The organism is Sphingomonas sp. FUKUSWIS1, assembly GCF_000733135.1.
GTDB classification, from domain to species: Bacteria; Pseudomonadota; Alphaproteobacteria; order Sphingomonadales; family Sphingomonadaceae; genus Sphingomonas; species Sphingomonas aerolata.
In genome coordinates, this window is record NZ_JPJC01000006.1 from 1 (window position 1) to 18,826 (window position 18,826).

Annotated in this window: 16 protein-coding genes and 1 tRNA gene; 11 read left to right on the plus strand and 6 right to left on the minus strand. The window is 61.8% G+C overall.

The genetic code is table 11. From position 1 onward, the window contains the following. Together sphsw_RS00290 and sphsw_RS00295 are read right to left on the minus strand one after the other, a co-directional pair. Window positions 1–845 (minus strand): AEC family transporter (locus sphsw_RS00290; RefSeq protein WP_031438862.1); only part of this gene is annotated, 845 nt, incomplete at its 3' end. Continuing rightward, on the minus strand, window positions 842–2,335 hold the full coding sequence (locus tag sphsw_RS00295) for an FAD/NAD(P)-binding protein (RefSeq protein ID WP_152555325.1): 1,494 nt from the start codon (window positions 2,333–2,335) through the stop codon (window positions 842–844). The genes sphsw_RS00295 and sphsw_RS00290, both read right to left, overlap by 4 nt. Window positions 2,336–2,632: 297 nt before the next feature. Here sphsw_RS00295 and sphsw_RS00300 point away from each other — a divergent pair, with 297 nt between their 5' ends. Both sphsw_RS00300 and sphsw_RS00305 read left to right on the plus strand, forming a co-directional pair. Then, window positions 2,633–3,853, plus strand: coding sequence for a PQQ-dependent sugar dehydrogenase (locus sphsw_RS00300; RefSeq protein ID WP_235188222.1), 1,221 nt, complete (start codon window positions 2,633–2,635; stop codon window positions 3,851–3,853). Further along, entirely contained in the window at window positions 3,850–4,728 is an 879-nt protein-coding gene (locus sphsw_RS00305; RefSeq protein ID WP_051916353.1) for a hypothetical protein, read from the plus strand. The genes sphsw_RS00300 and sphsw_RS00305 overlap by 4 nt, the downstream gene beginning before the upstream one ends. A gap of 488 nt (window positions 4,729–5,216) precedes the next feature. Here sphsw_RS00305 and sphsw_RS19110 read toward each other — a convergent pair whose 3' ends face one another. Both sphsw_RS19110 and sphsw_RS00315 read right to left on the minus strand, forming a co-directional pair. Next, on the minus strand, window positions 5,217–5,642 hold the full coding sequence (locus sphsw_RS19110) for a hypothetical protein (RefSeq protein WP_128082073.1): 426 nt from the start codon (window positions 5,640–5,642) through the stop codon (window positions 5,217–5,219). 366 nt (window positions 5,643–6,008) lie between these two features. Next, entirely contained in the window at window positions 6,009–6,560 is a 552-nt protein-coding gene (locus sphsw_RS00315; RefSeq protein WP_152555326.1) for an FxDxF family PEP-CTERM protein, read from the minus strand. Between the two features lie 400 nt (window positions 6,561–6,960). Here sphsw_RS00315 and xrtV point away from each other — a divergent pair, with 400 nt between their 5' ends. The 9 genes from xrtV (at window position 6,961) to sphsw_RS00360 (ending at window position 18,034) form a co-directional block, all read left to right on the plus strand. Further along, complete coding sequence (gene xrtV, locus sphsw_RS00320) at window positions 6,961–7,854, plus strand: exosortase V (protein WP_084215035.1); 894 nt, start codon at window positions 6,961–6,963, stop codon at window positions 7,852–7,854. Window positions 7,855–7,858: 4 nt separating this feature from the next. Beyond that, on the plus strand, window positions 7,859–8,548 hold the full coding sequence (gene epsI, locus sphsw_RS00325; protein ID WP_157840487.1) for an exosortase-associated protein EpsI, V-type: 690 nt from the start codon (window positions 7,859–7,861) through the stop codon (window positions 8,546–8,548). Between the two features lie 258 nt (window positions 8,549–8,806). Beyond that, on the plus strand, window positions 8,807–9,667 hold the full coding sequence (locus sphsw_RS00330) for a hypothetical protein (RefSeq protein WP_031438869.1): 861 nt from the start codon (window positions 8,807–8,809) through the stop codon (window positions 9,665–9,667). A 1,402-nt stretch (window positions 9,668–11,069) separates the two neighbouring features. Then, entirely contained in the window at window positions 11,070–12,086 is a 1,017-nt protein-coding gene (locus sphsw_RS00335; protein ID WP_052380783.1) for an endonuclease/exonuclease/phosphatase family protein, read from the plus strand. Between the two features lie 301 nt (window positions 12,087–12,387). Continuing rightward, window positions 12,388–13,695, plus strand: a complete 1,308-nt coding sequence (locus tag sphsw_RS00340) for a mechanosensitive ion channel family protein (protein WP_152555327.1) — start codon at window positions 12,388–12,390, stop codon at window positions 13,693–13,695. A 212-nt stretch (window positions 13,696–13,907) separates the two neighbouring features. Continuing rightward, window positions 13,908–14,930 (plus strand): potassium channel family protein, encoded by a 1,023-nt coding sequence (locus sphsw_RS00345; RefSeq protein ID WP_031438872.1) that lies wholly within the window; start codon window positions 13,908–13,910, stop codon window positions 14,928–14,930. A 150-nt stretch (window positions 14,931–15,080) separates the two neighbouring features. Beyond that, complete coding sequence (locus sphsw_RS20825) at window positions 15,081–15,791, plus strand: glycoside hydrolase family 97 N-terminal domain-containing protein (protein ID WP_152555328.1); 711 nt, start codon at window positions 15,081–15,083, stop codon at window positions 15,789–15,791. An 8-nt stretch (window positions 15,792–15,799) separates the two neighbouring features. Further along, window positions 15,800–17,788, plus strand: a complete 1,989-nt coding sequence (locus sphsw_RS00355; RefSeq protein ID WP_031438874.1) for a BCCT family transporter — start codon at window positions 15,800–15,802, stop codon at window positions 17,786–17,788. 42 nt (window positions 17,789–17,830) lie between these two features. Continuing rightward, window positions 17,831–18,034, plus strand: a complete 204-nt coding sequence (locus tag sphsw_RS00360) for a hypothetical protein (RefSeq protein ID WP_031438875.1) — start codon at window positions 17,831–17,833, stop codon at window positions 18,032–18,034. On the opposite strand, the gene sphsw_RS18510 is transcribed toward sphsw_RS00360, so the two are convergent. Together sphsw_RS18510 and sphsw_RS00365 are read right to left on the minus strand one after the other, a co-directional pair. Continuing rightward, on the minus strand, window positions 18,020–18,472 hold the full coding sequence (locus tag sphsw_RS18510; protein ID WP_235188223.1) for a hypothetical protein: 453 nt from the start codon (window positions 18,470–18,472) through the stop codon (window positions 18,020–18,022). The two genes, sphsw_RS00360 and sphsw_RS18510, sit on opposite strands and share 15 nt — an antisense overlap. Before the next feature lie 243 nt (window positions 18,473–18,715). Continuing rightward, window positions 18,716–18,790: transfer RNA gene (locus tag sphsw_RS00365), tRNA-Glu, on the minus strand. Window positions 18,791–18,826 lie beyond the last annotated feature (36 nt).

An 18,826-nucleotide genomic window follows, 5' to 3' on the forward strand; every position in this document is an offset into this window, starting at 1 on the left:
GCCGCGGCCTTGCGGTTCGTGTCGAGGAGGGTCGCGAACAGCGTGACGTTGCTCGCGATCGGAAACAGTGCGATCAGCCCAACGATGACGCGGTCGCGGGGTGCGAGGATGCCGATGAACGCGGCTTCGAGCGCAAGTGCGGTGGCGATCAAAACGAGCCCGCTGACCTGCCTGACGCCGAGGATCCGGGTCATCAGCCGGGGCCGCCAGTCGTCGCGGCCAGTCTCGGCGAGGTTGAGGCCGATGACCGCCATGCCGAGAACCGACACCAGTGTACCGGCGACCGACAGGATCGGCGACGCCGCCTCGGGCATCGTGACACCCGCCGCCTTCGCGATGATCGCGCCGACGATCACATAGACGACGGGCACGCGCAGCGCCTTGGTTGCGGCCTTGCGCGTACCCTCCTTGGTCCGCGCGATCAGGAAATAGCCGATCGTGTCGCCGTACAGCGCGCTGCCGATATAGGCGCAGATCACCGTCGAGACGCCGACCTCGCCGAAGAGCGCCTGGCTGACGGGCACGCCGAAGAATGCGACGTTGAAGAACGAGAAGGAGGCCGACAGCAATTTGGGATCGAAATCGTCGCCGAGCCGCTTGGCCAACCGGTGGGCAGGAATGCTCATCAGCGCCGCGACCGCGAACATCAGCGGGGGGATCACCAGCAACTGCTGCGTTTCCGCGCCGAGCACTTTGTCGATGACCAGCAACGGGATGAGGCCGAAGACGAGGATGGTCGAGAACAGCTTCGCCGCCCAGGGCACACGCGCCCCGACGCCCCAGGCGAGCAGGATCACGCCATAAAGCGGCAGCAGTGCCGCCGCGATGTTGCCGAGCGCGCTCATTGCTGGCGCAGGATATCGTCGATGGCGCGGCCCGCGCACTCGACATTGAACCAGACCGCGTTGGTGTCGCGCAACTCGCCGTTGAGCAACTGGCCGAGTGCGTAGATGCGTGGTGCGTCTCGGCTGGCCGATATGATCCGGCAGGTCGCGCGGTGTGCGATGGCACCACCGACCGGGTGTGGTTGCAGCCAGTCCTTGGCGAGCAGATCCTTGACGAGCGTTTCCTTCATCTCGGCGAGGGTGGTCGCCTGGCCGGTGGCGTTGACGACGACCGGCGTCTCGAGCGTGTCGCTCGTCGTGAACCGGACGATGAAGCCGGTGCCGGTCGGGTTGGCAATGGTTTCATCGACTCGTCCGCGGACGCTGAGCTGCCCGCGCGTCATCGCCTCGGCGAGGCGCCGCGCGTTCACCATCGGTGTGACGAAGCGCGCCCCGGCGAAATGCGGCGCCAGCCATTGCCCGAACCGTTTCTGGTCGGCGGGTCGCAACAGGTTCCAGATCGCGGTGGAATCATGGCGGGCGGCGGTCAATATGCGCTGGAACGGTTCGTCGCCGGCGTCAGCCGCGGCGATGTCGTGGAGCAGGGCGGCTTGGGCGTCGCCGTCGGCGCGATCCTCGGCCTGCCAGTCGATCGCGCGTCCTGCGGCAGTCTCGGCCTCGATGCGGAAGAGGCGGAACAGGTCCACGACCGAGAAAGCGGCGCCGCGTTCGCGGATATGCCGGTGGACGTTTTCCAGCGTGAGATGCTGACGGTCATACCCCGTCTCGGGTGCGGGAATTTCGACCCGCGGCAGCAGGCCTTCCTTCGAAATCAGATGGATATGTCCGCGGTGCCCTTCGTCGAGCAGCGTCATCACCGCGTCGATCGCGCTGAGACCGCTTCCGAGGATGACAACGGACTGATCGCTGTCGATCCCCCTGGTCATGCGGTCCGCGGGGTAGGGCGAATCGAAATAGCCGGGTTTGCCGTTCAGGGTGGCGAACCGGTCGGGATCGGGGGTGCCGATCGTCAGGAGAACGACGTCCGTCGCGATCGTCGATCCGTCCGAGAACGTGATGGTCGCCGCATCATGGTCGCCCTCGATGCTGACGGCTTCCTGATGGTGGATACGAACGTCGATCCTCGCGCGCCGGGCCTGGTCGAGCGCCTGGTCGAGGACCTCCTGCATATAGAGGCGATATTCCCGGCGCTCGGGATATTCGACGCCATCGGGGTCGAGCGGAGTCCCGGCTGCCGCGCGCCGCGCCTCGAGCCAGGTCCGGAAATGACCCGGCTCGCGGTCATAGAGCCCCATGAGACGGGATTCGGTATTCAGACGATGCCCCGGCTGTTCCGTGCCGAACGCCAGGCCGCGCGCAAGCTCGTCGTCCCGCTCGACCAGATGGATGACCCATCCGTCGCCCGGATCATAGCATAGTCGCGTGACGGCTTCGGCGAAGGCGGCGACGCCACAGGCCCCCATGCCGATAATAGTCAATGTTTTCGGCATGATATCCCATTCGCTGACGAACGGCGACAACGCGCGGGCGCTATATGGTGCCACGGCCGAGATGAAAATTTTGTCATGTCGGCGGCGCCTCGTTCCGGCGGTGGTTCGGTGGTTTTGTGGTGGTCACCAAGGCTGTTGCCGAGGGGATTGGTCGCGACATCGCCAAATTAATCCGCGGCGCTGGCAGCCTCATGGATATCGTTGATTGTGAGAGGGTTACACTCTTGTCATGTTCCGGGAGACATTATGAGGACGATCCTTGCCGCCGTCAGCGCATTGGGTTTGGCAGCTGGCGCGATGGCCCAGACCTCACCGCCGGTGCTAGGTCTGAAGACGCAGGCCGAGCCCTATGCGACCGCGTCCGTGGTCAACCACCCGAAGACGATCGGCTGGCCCGACGGGCGCAAACCCGTGGCGCCGCGGGGGTATGAGGTCATCAAGTTCGCGGGTGGTCTGGACTATCCGCGCCAAGCGCTGCTGCTGCCCAATGGCGACATGCTGGTCGCGGAGGCGCGCACGAAGCCCAAACTGGATGCCGAGCCCGACGTCGAGCGTGGCCAGGCGCTGTCGAAGACGACGGGCTTCAGCGCCAACCGTATCACCCTGTTGCGCGACGCGGACCGCGACGGAGTCGCGGAACAGCGTTTCGTGCTGATCGAGGGGCTCAATCAGCCGTTCGGGATGCAATATGCGAACGGGCGGCTTTACGTCGCCAATACCGACGGCGTCGTCAGCGTTCCGTTCTCGCCCGGCCAGACGCGGGTGACCGCAGCGCCGCAGCCGCTCGTGTCGCTGCCCGCGGGGGGCTACAACAATCATTGGACGCGCAACCTGTTGCTGAGCCCCGATGCGCGGACGCTGTACGTATCGGTCGGTTCCGCCTCGAATGTCGGCGAGCATGGCATGGACGAGGAGAAGCGACGAGCGGCCATCCTCGCGATCGATCTGCGTACCGGGCGCGAGCGTCTCTACGCGTCGGGGCTCCGAAACCCGGTCGGCATGGCCTGGGCGCCTGGTACGAACACTTTATGGGCTGCGGTCAACGAACGCGATCAGCTCGGCGACGATATCGCGCCCGACTATCTCGTCGGCGTTCGCGACGGCGGGTTCTATGGATGGCCTTACAGCTATTACGGCAAGCAGGATCCGCGTCACGCCAATACCAAGCGCGAGTTGCTGGCGACGACGTTGCTTCCCGATGTTGCCGTCGGGCCCCATGCCGCGGCGCTGGGCGTGGCGTTCGCCAAGGGAACGTCCGCCGCGCAACAGGTCGCCTATGTTGCGCGGCACGGATCGTGGAACCGGTCCGCGTTCATCGGCTATGACGTCCTCGCGGTCCCCTTTGCCAATGGCAGGCCGACCGCCGCGCCGCAGCCGTTCCTGACGGGGTTCGTTGCGAACGAGAAGACGGGCGAAGTCTATGGTCGACCGGTGAGCGTGCAGACGCGCGATGATGGCGCGATCTTCGTCGTCGACGATGCCGGGGATACCGTCTGGCTGGTGCGACGCACCGCGTGACCGCCAAGGCGCTGATCGTTCTGGCGGCGATGTGTGGGTGTTTCGACGCGTCCCGGGTGTCGGCGCAGACCGTGCCGTTCATCGATACCGAAGACGCGACGCTGTCGGAGGTCGATGTCGGCGACGGGACGGTCCATCCGATCGTCACGGTCGACGTCCGCAACGGCGATTATGCGCGCGGCGCCTATGACGACGATGATGCCGGCCTCGCCAGGGTCCCGGTCCATCTCTCGGTCGGTGGTGCCGCCGTGCTGACGCGCCGCGCGGACGGGCAGGGGACCTTGTTTCTGGTTGGGCAAAGTTCGAACGGCTTTCACGCACCGCGCGCCGACGAGCGGTCGCGCCCGCGCAGTTGGTATGAAAGCAACACGATCGTCGCTCTTGCATGGCGGCCTGTCGATGGGCTCTCCGCCGCGGCGGCCTATGCCATTAAGGCCAGCCCCAACGGGGTGGCGAACACGACTCACGAGGCCAGCCTGACGATCCTCTACACCGGCGATAACGCAGTGGGATTTCTCGCGCCGCGTTTCGCCGCGACGAAGCGGACCAAAGGCGAGGGGGGCTTCTACACGATCGCCGGCATCGCCCCCGCCTTTGCGCTGACACGCGCAAAAGACGGTCCGACGCTCACGATGCCGGTCTCGGCCGGCGTCGGCTGGCGGGGCTTCTATGCAGCGGACAGCGGCGACAGGGTATATGGCAGCGCCGGGGTGGCGGTCGCGCAGCCCGTCAAGATCGCTGGTGCGGCGGCATCGTTGCAGGGCGAAATCCTTGCCGTGGTCCGTGACCATCAGCTGGCCCGGCTCGACGCTCCCGGTGGCACGACCGCCGATGTCGTGCCCTTGGCGACCCTGTCGATCACCATGGCCTGGTGACTTCCGCGCGCAAGCGGTTGCAGCCTCCCATTTTGGCGGCGAGGCTCGGGCGCCCTGTTCACGGGTGAAGGCTCCGAGAGCGTCAGTGCATCATCATACGCGCAGCAAATTGGAATTCACAATTTGCGGTTAATGCACTTTAAACCGCTTGCAGTCGCAATTACGAAATGAATTTGCTGCATATGCCTCCTTGTCGAAAGACAGACACTTTTTTAATGAGGGGGATTCACATGCGCTACTGGCCAATCGGCAAGCCCATCAGGGGCTAAACAGTCAACAGCCTGTGCTCTTATATTCTTTAATTAACGCATCCTGCACGGCATAATGCAATGTGTTACTAGAGAAATAGTAAGGCGCACAGGAGTGATGACTGGCAAATATTGTCATGAATAAAATCATGAGCCAATTTGCGATATTGAATACCGTGAAGCCCGATAACGGCTGAACTCGAAAATGCCCGGCTTTCCAAGCCGGGCATTTTTTTGCCATCAAGACCTGGCCATGGCCTTTACCGGCATCTCAAAGGTGAAGGCCCGAGGAACAAGCCCAAGTACTTTTACAGCCTTTTGCATGGCTTCGTTATGCGTCGATATCGTGAAGTGGATTTCGGTGAACCAACCGTTCAGATGAGTTTTCCGAAATCGCGATAGCACGGCAGCAAAGGCTGCGGGAGCGGTAGGCGAACCCCAGGCAAACGTGATTGTGAGCGTTCGATCATCATGGTCCTCGCCCCAATTGATACCGCCAACGCACGTTCCGCTTTCGTCAAAAGCCAGAATTGCGGGATGATCCCATTTGCATGGGGGATATCTCAGCCAGCCATTCTGCTGATGATCAACACCCGCGGCGTAGGCCGCTCTCAGGCCTTCTTTGCTGTGTGCAAGTTTGGTAACATGCTCCAACCGTAAACTCATGTTACAGCTCTCCGCCTGTACTTGAGGATCTAGAGATCGCAGAACGGCGCACACGGGTGCTCATTGCCACTCGCAGCCGCCTACCTGGCTGGGAGCGGTTGTCGACCGATGGGTGCCGATACCAGGCCTTGTGCTTAGTAACTGGCGGCATCCATTCAGGCGCGTTCGCGATCTCGGGGTTTGTGCCTTTGGGCGCAGCATGGACCATCCCGCTTGCCCAAGTATCGATCAACGGCGCTGGTCGCGCCGCATGGATCCTTTCGTCGACCCGTCCGCGCCGTAGACTAAACAAAAACAGCCGCCAACCTCGAAAGGTTGACGGCTGCCTTCACACAGATGGGCGCTGGGACCAGCTGTGAAATGCGCTTAGGCGAATGCGATCTTCGCCTGGCGACGACGAACGCGCATCGATGCGCCGATGCCGCCGATACCGAACAGCATGATTGCCCAGGTGCCAGCCTCGGGAACTGCTGCCGTCGGCTCGAAGGTTGCGGTGCCGGCATAGGAGCCGTTGCCACGCGACATGCCGTTCACGACGATCTGGTTCGTCGCACCCGACGTGATCGCGATGTTGTTGATCTCGAAGAACTCGGCATTGCCGACGATGGTCTTCGTGGCTGCGAAGCCGTTGATGAACACCGACAGGATGTCGAGATCGGTCGAGCTCGTCAGACGCGTGGTGTTCGTGCTCAGCGTGCCGCTAGCCAGACCAGTCTGATCGATGATGAAGTTGAAGGTATCCGTGAACGAACCCGACGCGATGCCCGAACGACCGAAATCTGCCGAAACGGTACCGTCCGTGATATCACCGCTGACGGTGAACTCGGGGTTGCCCGGAACGAAATCGATTGCGTGAGCTGCAGGGGCCATCGCGAAAGCCGATGCGAATGCCATGGTCGAGAGTAGTAGACGCTTCATGATGGTTCCCTCTATTTGATACTTAACAAGCTGTTACCGACGGGCATGGCGATTCGCAAACCGATATAACGCTGAGATTTCCCCATGATCTCAATAATGTCCAAGTTTGGGACAATCGGCCTTCCTTCGTCGCAGACGGGGCCGGAAGGCACGTTCCGCTTCACGCGCCGCTAGGCCTTATGCCCTCCTGGGAACCGGCCCCAAGGAGGCCGGAAAGCGCGATTTCGGCGCATGGGCGCGCGCCGCTTCATAGGGATGGCATGGCCTCGCCGTGTCCCGGGGCGATACGGGTGGCCTATCAATGGTGCGGGCGATGGCATTCTCGGCGATCGTGCCGATGGCTTTGAAAATTAGGTAAAAGACGCTAGCTTTACCGCTGATAGTTCGTCGGGAGAAATACGTGATACGGGTAGAGGCGCGGCCGCAGCCAAGCGGGTCGTGGACTGACGTCGGTAGCGGCCTGGCGCGCTGGACAGCGCGGTGGTGGCCGCTTCTGATAGGATTGGCGTGCCTCATCCTGCCGACAGTGAGCCGGCTGGCGACCGTCAGCTGGTCCACCGAACAGGGCGCGCACGGGCCCATTATCTTCATTTCCGCGCTGTGGCTGATCTGGCGTGCGCGGCCGTGGGAGGTCAGCAAGCGCCAATCCTTCCTTCCTGTCGGCTTGCTGCTGGTCCCCGCGCTGCTGCTCTATTCCGTAGGGCGTATTACCAGCATCTTGGCGATCGAGGCCCTGTCCCTCTACACCGTGATCGTAGTATTATTATGGACTTATCTCGGTAAGGAGGCACTCAAGAGGCTGTGGTTCCCCTTGGTGTACCTGCTGTTCATCATCACGCCGCCGGAAAACTGGGTTTTCGTCGCTACGCGTCCCATCAAGGACTTGATTTCCGATGCTTCCGTAAACTTGCTGGCCGCATTCGGTCTCCCCATCGGGAGTACCGGAACGGTTATCCAGATTGGCGGATATCAGTTGCTGGTCGCAACGGCGTGCTCCGGGATAAACTCCCTGATCGGCATTTGTGCGTTGGGTGTTTTCTACGTCTATCTTCGGCATGGCAATGCACCACGCTACGCGATATTGCTGATATCGTTGATGATACCGCTTGCCATCGCGGCAAACTTTTTACGGATCATCATACTGGTTCTCATGACCTATTACATATCCGAGGAGGCCGCGCAGGGCTTGGCGCACGAGCTGGTTGGCATGGGCATGTTTATCCTGGCATTGCTTATGCTGCTGGGACTGGATGCGGTGCTGCATCCTATTGTTTCACGTTGGGGCCGAAAGTAACGACATGACCATCGCTCGATTTACCCGACGAGAAGCTGCCCTGGGTCTCGCCTTCGGCATAACCGCAGGCGTCACCTATGCTCGACGTCCTACCGAGCTCGTCGTTGCCATTCCTTCCGGAAACCTGAACGACGCCATTCCAAAGCAAGCAGCCCCTTGGGCGATGGTGCCGGATGTCAGCTTTGTTCTACCCCCCGAGGATGAAGCAAAAGCGGCAGCCGTCTATGAGAAGCAGCTGATGCGCAGTTACGGTGCCGATGGCGCTCCGCCCATCATGCTTCTGATCGCCTATGCGTATCGGCAGAGCGGCATGTTGATGGTGCATCGTCCTGAGTCCTGCTACCCCGGATCCGGTTTTACCATCACCGATATACGAGACGTGGATATTCCACTGGGCAAAGGCATCAGTGCACCAGGGCGCTTCCTAACGACAGTGCGCGATACCCGTACAGAGCAGGTTCTTTATTGGACTCGACTGGGGAATCGTTTCCCGGTGTCGTGGGATGATCAGCGGCGGTCCATCGCAATGCAGAACCTTGCCGGCCTTGTCCCCGATGGGGCGTTGATACGATTTTCGATCATCGATCCGGATGCCAAGGCGGCAGAGGCAACCATGATGGGCTTTGCGAAAACATTGTTCGAGTCCTGCGGCGCCTCTGGCCGCGCACTTCTCGCTGGCCCGATCAACGCCTAGGCGATGAGGGTCGCAAGCCACTGAATATATCGTCAAATCTCGCCGCGACCATGAATATGGTGGGAGCGGCAGCGCCCTCATTGTCACGTCACTTGCTCAGCGCGCACAGCAAATAGCACCACACCGTATCAACCGGCTTTTCATCCATCGATCGCCGCAGGTATAAAACGCGCAAGCCCCGCAAAAATCACGACGCTTAGCCAGTTCTATACGGTTCCCATCTCGTTTCCTTCTGCATTATGTCTAAGGTAATTGCTTATGTCAGCATCCTCCAGGTTCCTCATCACCAAGCGGCAAACACTGTCTGCCGCAGCCCTCGCACTCACGCTGGCGGCAGCGGCCTGTAATAAAGCCGGACCGAGCGGCCAGACGGTTGCTACGGTCAATGGCGAAGCCATCACGCAAAGCGAGCTCAATTTCGAGCTGGGGTTGAGCGGGGCCAACGCGCAAAACTCGAAAGACCTTCAGCCAAAGGCGTTGCAGGCCCTTATCGATCGAAAGCTGGTCATCCAGGCCGGCGAGCGCGATGGTCTATACAAGAAGCCGAACGCTGTTCTTGCTGTGGAGCGTGCCAAAAATATCGTGATGGCGAACCTTGCGCTGCAATCGGTCGCAGCAGGCGTGCCTCAACCGGTCACGACGCGCGACGTCGAGACGTATCTGGCGAAGCATCCCGAACTGAGTAGGGAGCGCCGGACACTGTCGGTGGAACAGATTCGTTTTCCAGCACCAAATAACCCGAGCCTGATCGCGGCTATGAAGCCGGCAAAGACACTGGCGGAATTGACAGCAGTTCTGGATAGCCGGGGCGTGAGCTATCAGCGGGCAACGGTGGAGCTCGACAGCGCAAGTCTGGATCGTAACGCACTCGGTCGATTGATGACGACGGTGAACGGTGAGCCTCTGGTTATTCTCGAAGGTGCAACGGCGATCGCCAATCATGTTATAAGCGTCCGTCCAGCCGAAGCGAGCTCCGCTGCTATCAATGAACTCGCCAAGCAGGGGATCGCACGTGATCGCATCCAGGCAGGCATCGTTCAGCATCAGGCGGCGCTGCGGAACGCGGCGAAGATCGAGTATGCCAAACCCCTCGATCCCAAGGCGAAGGCTTCTCAGTAATTCCGATTGAAGGCTCTTTCGATCGGCGCCCGTTGGCGCGGAGTGCGTCAGCCTCCGCTACAACGGGCAAGGACGTGCCGCTGACGTCCGCGACAGAGGGGACTCTGCGGATCTGACATGCCGCTGGGTGAAGTTTCGTCTGAGGGCGGCAGCGTCGCGGACGCATGCGGGCGCGGCCGCGATGATGCCGTGTCGACTCTATGTCAGGCAAGCGTCGCCGGCTTGGATAGGACCGGCAGATGTATCGCGGGTTGCACCGTTTGCCAGCGGACGTCCCGGTGCGATCAGGCCGTCGTTCACGCCGCCGCACCGACCCGCGGCGCGATCGTAATGCGTACCATGATGAACTTGTATCGCCCGAAGTCTGGTGAACTGACCGCTTTGCGGTTCGGTAAGGTCGCGCCGATGCAGACCAAGAGTGCCTCGCCGCCTTTGCGTGCGATCCTGCCTACGCGCTGGAAAGCAGCGAGTACTTATTCTCGGTGTGTAGCAAGCTGAGTTCAAGTACGGCGTTCACTCTGTCGAGCAGCGTCAGCCACCTGATAAGATCCGCGAATTAGCGCTGGGTGAAAGGGCCCTGAAGAGCCATCGGCGCCGTCATTCGGCGCTAAATTACCGGTTACCGCGCAATGTGGGTAGCAGGAGGTAAAGATGATTTAGATTATGGTCGGCAGAGCATGTCTCATGCCTGGCGCCAACATCTTCGGTATCATCACAGCAACCCTAAGGCGGCTGAAAACCGTCAGACAGGCTATTCCGATCCAAAAGTTATCCGGGATAAGAACTCAGAAGCCGTCGCTTGTCGCAAGAATGAATCTTTTCCAATCGATTCATCATAACGTAAAAAAACTGTAACAATTTTATCAATGCCATAGCATGCAAAAACAAAGGACGACCCACTATCAGATAGCGAGTCGTCCTTTATGTTCGACTTAACCCTTGAAAGGCTTGCCGTTCTGCCAATAACGCATAAAATTTCCTTTGAGTTAAATGGATTATGCTGCCGCCCCGCGGCAAGACCGTCCTGCCCGGTCGTGGTTAATATGGCAATCTACTAAAACCGAGTCGGGATCCAATATTCGTTGAACAGAGCGTTTTGGCCGACGAATCGGTGGAACTCCCGTTACTAGGGTGACGACTCGTTAATCAGTGTTACACCAGGCCCGTGGTGGCGAGGTCGATTGCGGAGAGGAAGGCCTTCGGGCATCGATCGTCGCGACTGACGACGCCGCGCCCGTCTCTAAAACGACCGAACATGGCCTCGATACGGCTCCGGCTTCGGCAGCGGCGCCGGTGATATCTCGGCCTGAAGGTCATAGGGCTTGGTCCAAGGCAAGGCCGCTCTTAGGCATCAGCAATGCGGCTAGCTACATTTCCGATCCGTGCCCTCACAGGCGTATTGATGCTCGTAACCGGGCTCAGCATCATCGAGTCCAATGAATGGTGGATCAGGATCTGGGACTTTCCCCGGGTCCAGATACTTGGCCTCCTGCTCTTGGGCGGAGGCTTGGCGCTGTGGCTGGATCGGCAGGCAGGACGATGGATCGCGTTGGGGTGCGCCGTTGCAGCCGGGTGGCAACTCTATCGCATCTATCCGTATACGCCGCTTGCGAAGACGGAGCTGGCCTTTGCGGATGATGCCTCAACTGCACAGAGCCGGTGTTTCGGCGTCCTTTCGCTGAACGTGTTGGAGTCCAATCGAGACTATGGGCGAACGGCGCGGCTGATCGACCGGGTTCGGCCCGATATCCTGCTATTGATGGAAACCGACCAGCGCTGGGCCGATGCATTGGCCAAGCAGCTTGCGCGCTATCCACACCGGCTCGAACAACCGATCGGCAATACCTACGGCATGATCTTCGCCACGCGGCTGCCGATGCACGATGGGCGGATCGAAACGATCGCCCAAAAGGATACGCCGTCGGTCCATGCCGAGCTGACGGCCGGTGATCGATTTCGCGTGATAGCACTTCACCCGCGCCCGCCCGTTCCCGGGCAGGATACCGAGGCACGCGACGCCGAGATCGCGATCGCGGCGAGTCGCGCCGCCCGTACGAAGTTGCCGGTATTGGCCATCGGCGACTTCAACGATGTCGCATGGTCCCACACCTCGCAGCTGTTCAAACGCGTCGGAGGCTATCTCGACGCTCGGATCGGTCGGGGCACGTTCGCGACCTTCCCCGCGCGCACGCCGCTGCTCGGTTGGCCGCTCGACCACATGTTCGTCACACCCGAGTTCAAGGTGCATAGCCTGGAGGTGCTGGAAGATGTGGGTTCAGACCATCTCCCGATACATTCGCGTCTTTGCCTGACCGGCCGGTCAGGCGCCAACAAGGCGCCTGATGCAGTGTCGAACGAAGACCGCAAGGACGTGAAGGAGGTCCTTGAGGAGTATCACGAGGACCGGCGCGAGCGGTAAGCCACGCTCACCGATTTGACGTACGTGATTGGGGCAGAGCGGTTGCAGTACGACCAACTCAAGACATTGGGATCTGACGAACGGCTTTGGCATCGCATGACAGGGTAGGGGGCACAGAGATGGTGCCGATCAATCGCCGAGCAACTCGCCCGTGCTTCGCGCTGCTTCACCAGCGGTCCCTTGTCCAGAATGGCGCAAACGGCACGGCGGTAATGCGCATGACGTACATGGGCTGACCGGGGTGCCAACTCCGTTTAACAGGGATCCGGCGACCAGATGGGAATGACGCTGTGATTGTCGGGTGACCGACGCCGACGAGATGGCATTGGAGAACCGGTTGGAACATGATGCCTGGTGGCAGACCTATCTGGATCAATGGACGGCGTTCCCGTTTCATGACCTGATCGCGGCTGTCGCAATCCTGAGCACGGCCCTTCTCCTGGGTATCGTTGCAGCGCGCCTTGCCTGTAGATACCTCCTGCCGGCCTTGGCGCCGCGCCACGCCGACGTGGTCGCGCCGCGCCTGATGGCGATTACCCGCGCCGGCGTGACGGCGCTGGTCCTGACGGCGTTTCTTGGCGTTCGGGGGCTCAACCCCGGCGCCGATCTTCTGCTTGCGGCGGGTCTCGGCATCGCGGTCGCGGCGCTGGCCTATCAGTTCGGCCGTGCGCTCGGTCTTCGAAGCCGACCGGCGTCGCTGATTGCCGCCGCCCTGTTTCTCATCGTGCTGGCAAGCCGACTGGGCGGCCTGACCCCGTTGATCGCGGGGCTGGATCGCGCGAGCATGGGGGTCGGCACCCGGCGCATTTCGCTGCTCGACATCGTCAACGCGGTCGGCTTGTCGCTGCTTCTGTTCCTCGCCGCGCGCGCGCTGCTCGGGCTGATCCTGCGCTGGATCGGACAGGCGCGGCTGCTCGACGCGGCGCAACGCGTGCTGTTCCAGAAACTCGCGCAGATTGCGGTCGTCACCGTCGCGATCTTCGTCGGTATCGATCTTCTGGGCATCGATCTCACGGCGCTGGCCGTGTTCTCCGGCGCGTTCGGGCTCGCGATTGGGTTCGGCTTGCAGAAAACGCTCGGCAATCTGATCGCCGGCCTCATCCTGCTGCTCGACCGATCGATCAAGCCCGGCGACGTCATCGCGGTCGGCGACACCTTCGGCTGGGTCAACAAGATCGGCGTTCGTGCGGTCTCGGTCCTGACCCGCGATGGCAAGGAGCATCTGATCCCGAACGAACGGCTGATGACCGACGAAGTCGAAAACTGGTCTTTCTCAAGCCGGGACGTCAGGGTTCATGTCGGATTTCGGGTGTCATTCGATTGCGATCTGCGACTGGCGCAAAGGCTCGCCGTCGAGGCCGCGTCCGTCTCGCCCCGTGTGCTGACCGAACCCGCCCCTGTCTGCTGGATCAAGGAATTCGGCGACAATGGGGTGGAATTCGACCTGCGGATCTGGATCGACAGCCCCGAGGCGGGGGTCGGGAACGTCACAAGCGACGTGTTCTTTGGCATTTGGGACCTGTTCAAGGAACACGGCGTCACCATCCCGGTGCCTCAGCGCGATCTCCGTTTTCATTCTCCATCGGGCGAGCAAACGCCCCCGGCCTAGGCCACCGCCGCAGTGATCAGGGCGCCCGTTCGATAAAGCGGGGCACTGCTCCGCGGCGTACGGCCCGGATCCTGCTCGGGATCCTCATGTCGATCCACCGTAAGCGATTGCAGACAGGCGCTATCGAGGGTTTGTATCCTCCCCAAATGCCAACCAATAAAGCGGATCACCGAAAGACTTCACAGTGGCACTGCGGATGGGCAAGAGACGGCATGCACACTGACGATGCAGACACGGTGCACTATCGCCTGCGCCGCCAGAGCCGAACCCCGGCGTGGCTGGCCCTGTCCTGGCGGGCGCTGGTCGCGTTGGCGCTGATCGGCATCGCGCTCGCGGTGCACTGGTTCGATCGCGAGGGCCTGCGGCAGAACTCGGGCGAGCCCGTGACCTTCGCCGACATCCTGTATTTCACGATGATTACCGTCACGACGGTCGGCTACGGCGACATCGTGCCTGTGACCCAGCAGGCGCGGATGTTCGATACCTTCGTCGTGACGCCCATCCGGCTCTTCGTATGGCTCATCTTTTTAGGTACCGCATATGATTTTCTGCTCAAGGGCGTCTGGGAGAAATGGCGCATGTCGGTGATCCAGCGACACCTCGAAGACCATGTCGTGGTCGCCGGGTTCGGTACGAGCGGGTCTGAGGCCGTCAGCGAACTCATCCGTCGCGGCGCCGATCCAGGCATGATCGTCGTCGTCGACGAGCGCGCCGCGGCGTTACGCACGGCGGAGAGTTGCGGCACGACGGTGATGGAGGGAAACGCCACGCGCAACGCCGCGCTGGAGGCCGCCCGACTCTCCAAGGCCCGCGCGCTCATCGTTTCCGCCGGCCGCGACGATACCTCGATCCTTATCGTGCTGACGGCGCGGCGGATCGCGCCCGATCTGCCGATCAGCGTGGTAATCCGGTCGGAGGACAATGAAGCGATTGCGCATCAGGCAGGCGCAAACGTCGTCATCAACCCGGCCAGCTTCGCCGGCCTTCTGCTCGCCGGGTCCACGCACGGCGCTCACACCGCCGAATACATGGCCGATCTTGCCGCGTCGGGCGGGCGTGTAGTCCTGCGGGAACGCGAGGTCGCTGCCGACGAGGTCGGCAAACCGCTTGCCGCCATCGCCACCGGACTCGGCCACCGCATCTATCGTGGGCATCAGGACTTCTGCTTCTGGGAACCCGAGGCCGCCCGTCTGGAAGCGGGCGATATCATCGTTGAGGTTGTCCCCCGGCGCTAAATTACCACCAAATGTCCGGCCAGCGCCGTTTTTTGCGGGGGCACCTCGTCTACCGGATCCATGGCGTTCTTCATCAAGATTAGGCGAGGCCTCGTTTCGATCGCCTGACGGCCGAACCGAAATCGTCGCCGGCCGGCTGAAAATGGCGGATTGGCCGTTCGAATCCGGCATGATGATCGAGATGTCCTTGTTCCCTCGGACGTCGGTTTGCGGCCAGAGGGCGATGCGTACGGCCCCATGATCATCGAAGGCTCAGAGGCTGTTGCGTCGGTCAACGACGATGAAGCGCGACACGGAGAATTGCTGGTCAGGGGGCGTGAGCTCAATGGCGGTAAACGGGCGTTCCCGCTGCACCTGCGGGCCTATAATCAGGGCGCAGCGTTCAGGCTCGAGATTCCTGCCGAGCCAAGACAGGGAGAAATACGGCTTTCGTCCGAGACGACCGCGCTTCGCTTCCCGCTCGATTACGCATGCCGAGGGCGAGACGTATCGATAATAGGTTCCCGACACCGTCCATCGCTTGTCGAGCTCGATCGACGCGCCGGCATAGAGGTCGGTTTCGTACCAGCCCGGCAGGGCGCCATCGTTCGGCTGGCCGAGCCCGGGCTTCGACCCCTGGATACTGTTCCATGTTCCGGCAAGCACACTGGCCTTCTTCTCAGCCGGCAGCATCGTCTCGGTCGGACGCTCATCGCTTTGCTTAACCGGGCGTCCTGCGCTGTTGCCCCCGACGACAGCACCACCGACAGGGCGAGGCCGCAAGCGAGGCCGGGCCAATCGTTTCCCCATCGTAACACTCGTTCGCAACTGACAAGGCTCAGCGTCGTTCCTTTCACTGGACACGACATTAACCATGAATAGGAGGTACATTGACCGAGCCGGTACCGAATGATGCGGGACAGCCAGCAGCGGGACGCAAGGCGGAGATCAATCCACCTGTATTCTTCGTTTCGGCAGGCCTGATCCTGGCCTTCGCCCTCTTCGGCGCACTCGCCCCGGAGACCGCGAACCGGGTGTTCACGACCGTGCAGGCGCTGATCGTCGCGGATTTCGGCTGGTTCTACATCGCCGCGGTCGCGGGGTTCCTGATCTTCGCCATCTTCCTGATGTTCAGTCGTTATGGCGATGTGAAGCTCGGGCCCGACGACAGCGAACCGGATTACAGCTACCCGTCCTGGTTCGCGATGCTGTTCAGTGCGGGGATGGGCATCGGCCTGATCTTCTTCGGGGTGGCCGAGCCGATCCAGCATTACGCATCGCCGCCCGTGGGCGAGGGCAAGACGATCGCGGCCGCGCGCGAAGCGATGGTCCTCACCTTCTTCCACTGGGGCCTGCACGCCTGGGCGATCTACATCGTGGTCGGACTGGCGCTCGCCTATTTCGCGTTTCGCCGTGGACTACCGCTCACCATCCGCTCGGCACTCTACCCGCTGATCGGCAAGCGGATCTATGGCCCGATCGGCCACGCCGTCGACATCTTCGCGGTGCTGGGCACGATGTTCGGTGTTGCGACGTCGCTTGGTCTCGGCGTGCTGCAGGTGAATGCCGGGTTCAATCACCTGTTCGGCCTGCCGACGAGCATCCCCGTTCAGCTCGTCCTGATCGCCGCCATCACCGGCATGGCCACGCTGTCTGTCGTCGCCGGACTGGACAAGGGCGTGAAGCGTCTGTCCGAGCTGAACATCATCCTGGCCGGACTGCTGCTCGCCTTCGTCCTGATCACAGGGTCGACGGTGTTCCTGCTTCAGGCCTTTCTGCAGAACATCGGCACCTATCTCGGCGAAGTCGTGCCGCGTACCTTCCGCCTCTACGCCTACGAACCCAACCCGTGGCTGGGCAATTGGACCTTGTTCTATTGGGGTTGGTGGATCGCCTGGTCGCCCTTCGTCGGCATGTTCATCGCCCGCATCTCGCGTGGGCGCACGATCCGCGAATTCATCGGCGGCGTGCTGCTGGTGCCGACCCTATTCACCTTCCTCTGGATGACGGTGTTCGGCAACACCGCGATCGCGCTGGACATGGCCGGTACGGCCGCCATCGCCGACACCGTCGCCAACAATCTGCCGGTGGCGTTGTTCGAGACACTGGAGCAGCTGCCCTTCGCAACGATCGTCTCGGGTATCGCGACACTCTTGATCATCACCTTCTTCGTCACGTCGGCGGATTCCGGGGCATTGGTCATCGACATGATCACATCGGGCGCGGCGGAGAACCCGCCGGTGTGGCAGCGTGTATTCTGGGCGGTATCCGCGGGCGCCGTCGGTGCGGTGCTGCTGGTCGCCGGTGGGCTCCAGGCCCTTCAGACTGCCGCGATCGCCAGTGCATTGCCATTCGCGGTGGTGATGGTGTTCATTTGCTATGGGCTGCTGCGCGCCCTGCAGACCGAGGGCCAGGAAGCGTTGGACCTGTCCGCCGCGGGTTCCGATCCGATCGCCGAAACGCCGTTGAGTTGGCAGCAGCGCCTCGCGACCATCACGCGCTTCCACGACAAGCGTGAGGTTGCGGCGTTCCTCACCGATACGGCAAGCCCGGCGCTCGACGCGGTAGCGGCACAGATGCGCGACAGCGGCCTCTCGCCAACCCTCGTTCAGGACGAAAACCAGGTCGAGCTTCGCATCCCGCACGGCGAGCGTGGCGAGTTCCGCTACGGGGTTCGGGCACGCGGCTTCCGCCAGGCAAGCTTCGCCTGGGCGGCATCGCGCAAGGCGAACGAGCAGGAGCGTCTCCACTACCGGGCGGTGGCGCATTCCTCGGAGGGAGAGCCCGCGCATGATGTGACCGGCCTGAGCGACGAACAGCTGATCAACGATCTCCTCAATCGGTATGCGCGCTTCCGCCACGCCCGGCGGATGACCTGAGCAGGGGCTGTTCGCCGACCAGGAGCCGCCGCCGAGAATAACATGCCGAACAGAGAGAAGATCACGGACAGTGCCAACGAGCGCGCCATCGACGAGTCGATTGCCGGCACCGCGCCAGGCCTCCCCGATGGCGGGCTCTCGCCTGCCGAGGACCTGCCGGAGGAGCCAAGTGACGAGGACGTTGCACGGATCGCGGCCAAGCGCGGTGCGCCTGACCCAACCAATAACTTCCTAGGTCTGCGATAGGCCTGGTTTTTCCGGGTCAATCAGCGTGACTTCGTCGGCAGGTTCGAAGCGTAGCGTCCACCGGGGGTAGCCTTCCGGTGAAATCTCGATGTCGGGCAGGCCGACCGGGTCCGAGCCGGTTTCTACCCATCCAGCGCCATGGCACCGATCGCAGGCAGTGCGCTTGCAGCGGAAGCTTACGAGATCAATCTCGGTATTCCATTGGCCGCGGCCTTTGCACAATGGGCACATCGCATCCAAGCTCCCCTTACGGGGCTGGATCGGAACGATGTCGAAGGCGTGGGGGCTGTCTGGACCGTCGCAATAGACGATGTTGCTGGCGTGAGGCATGCGCCGCAGTCGCGGAACAGCCGTCTCAATGCAATATGGCCTTGGTGCGCTCAGCGACCATTTATCAGGCGGTGATCCCGTCTCGCGCTGCCTGATCTCGGCAAGCATGCGATAACCAGCACGGCGCGCTTCCTACGCGCCAGGAACGGGTCGGTTGTTCTCAGACACCCTGTCGACGCCGGATTGCCGATGACCCCTCGGACACCCTCCGCAACGATCATTCGAAACTGCGAGAAACGCGATCTGCCGCGCTCGATGGAATGCAGTATGCGACGCCATCTGTAGCACTGGGCGCCTCGCGAGGCGTTGATTCTATTGAATTTCGCCAATCTCAACCGCTTGGCGATGAGATGGTGACCCCTACGGGAATCGAACCCGTGCTTCAGCCGTGAAAGGGCCGCGTCCTAACCGCTAGACGAAGGGGCCTGCGTGGTTGGAGGCGCCTAAGGCCAAGTGGCTGGC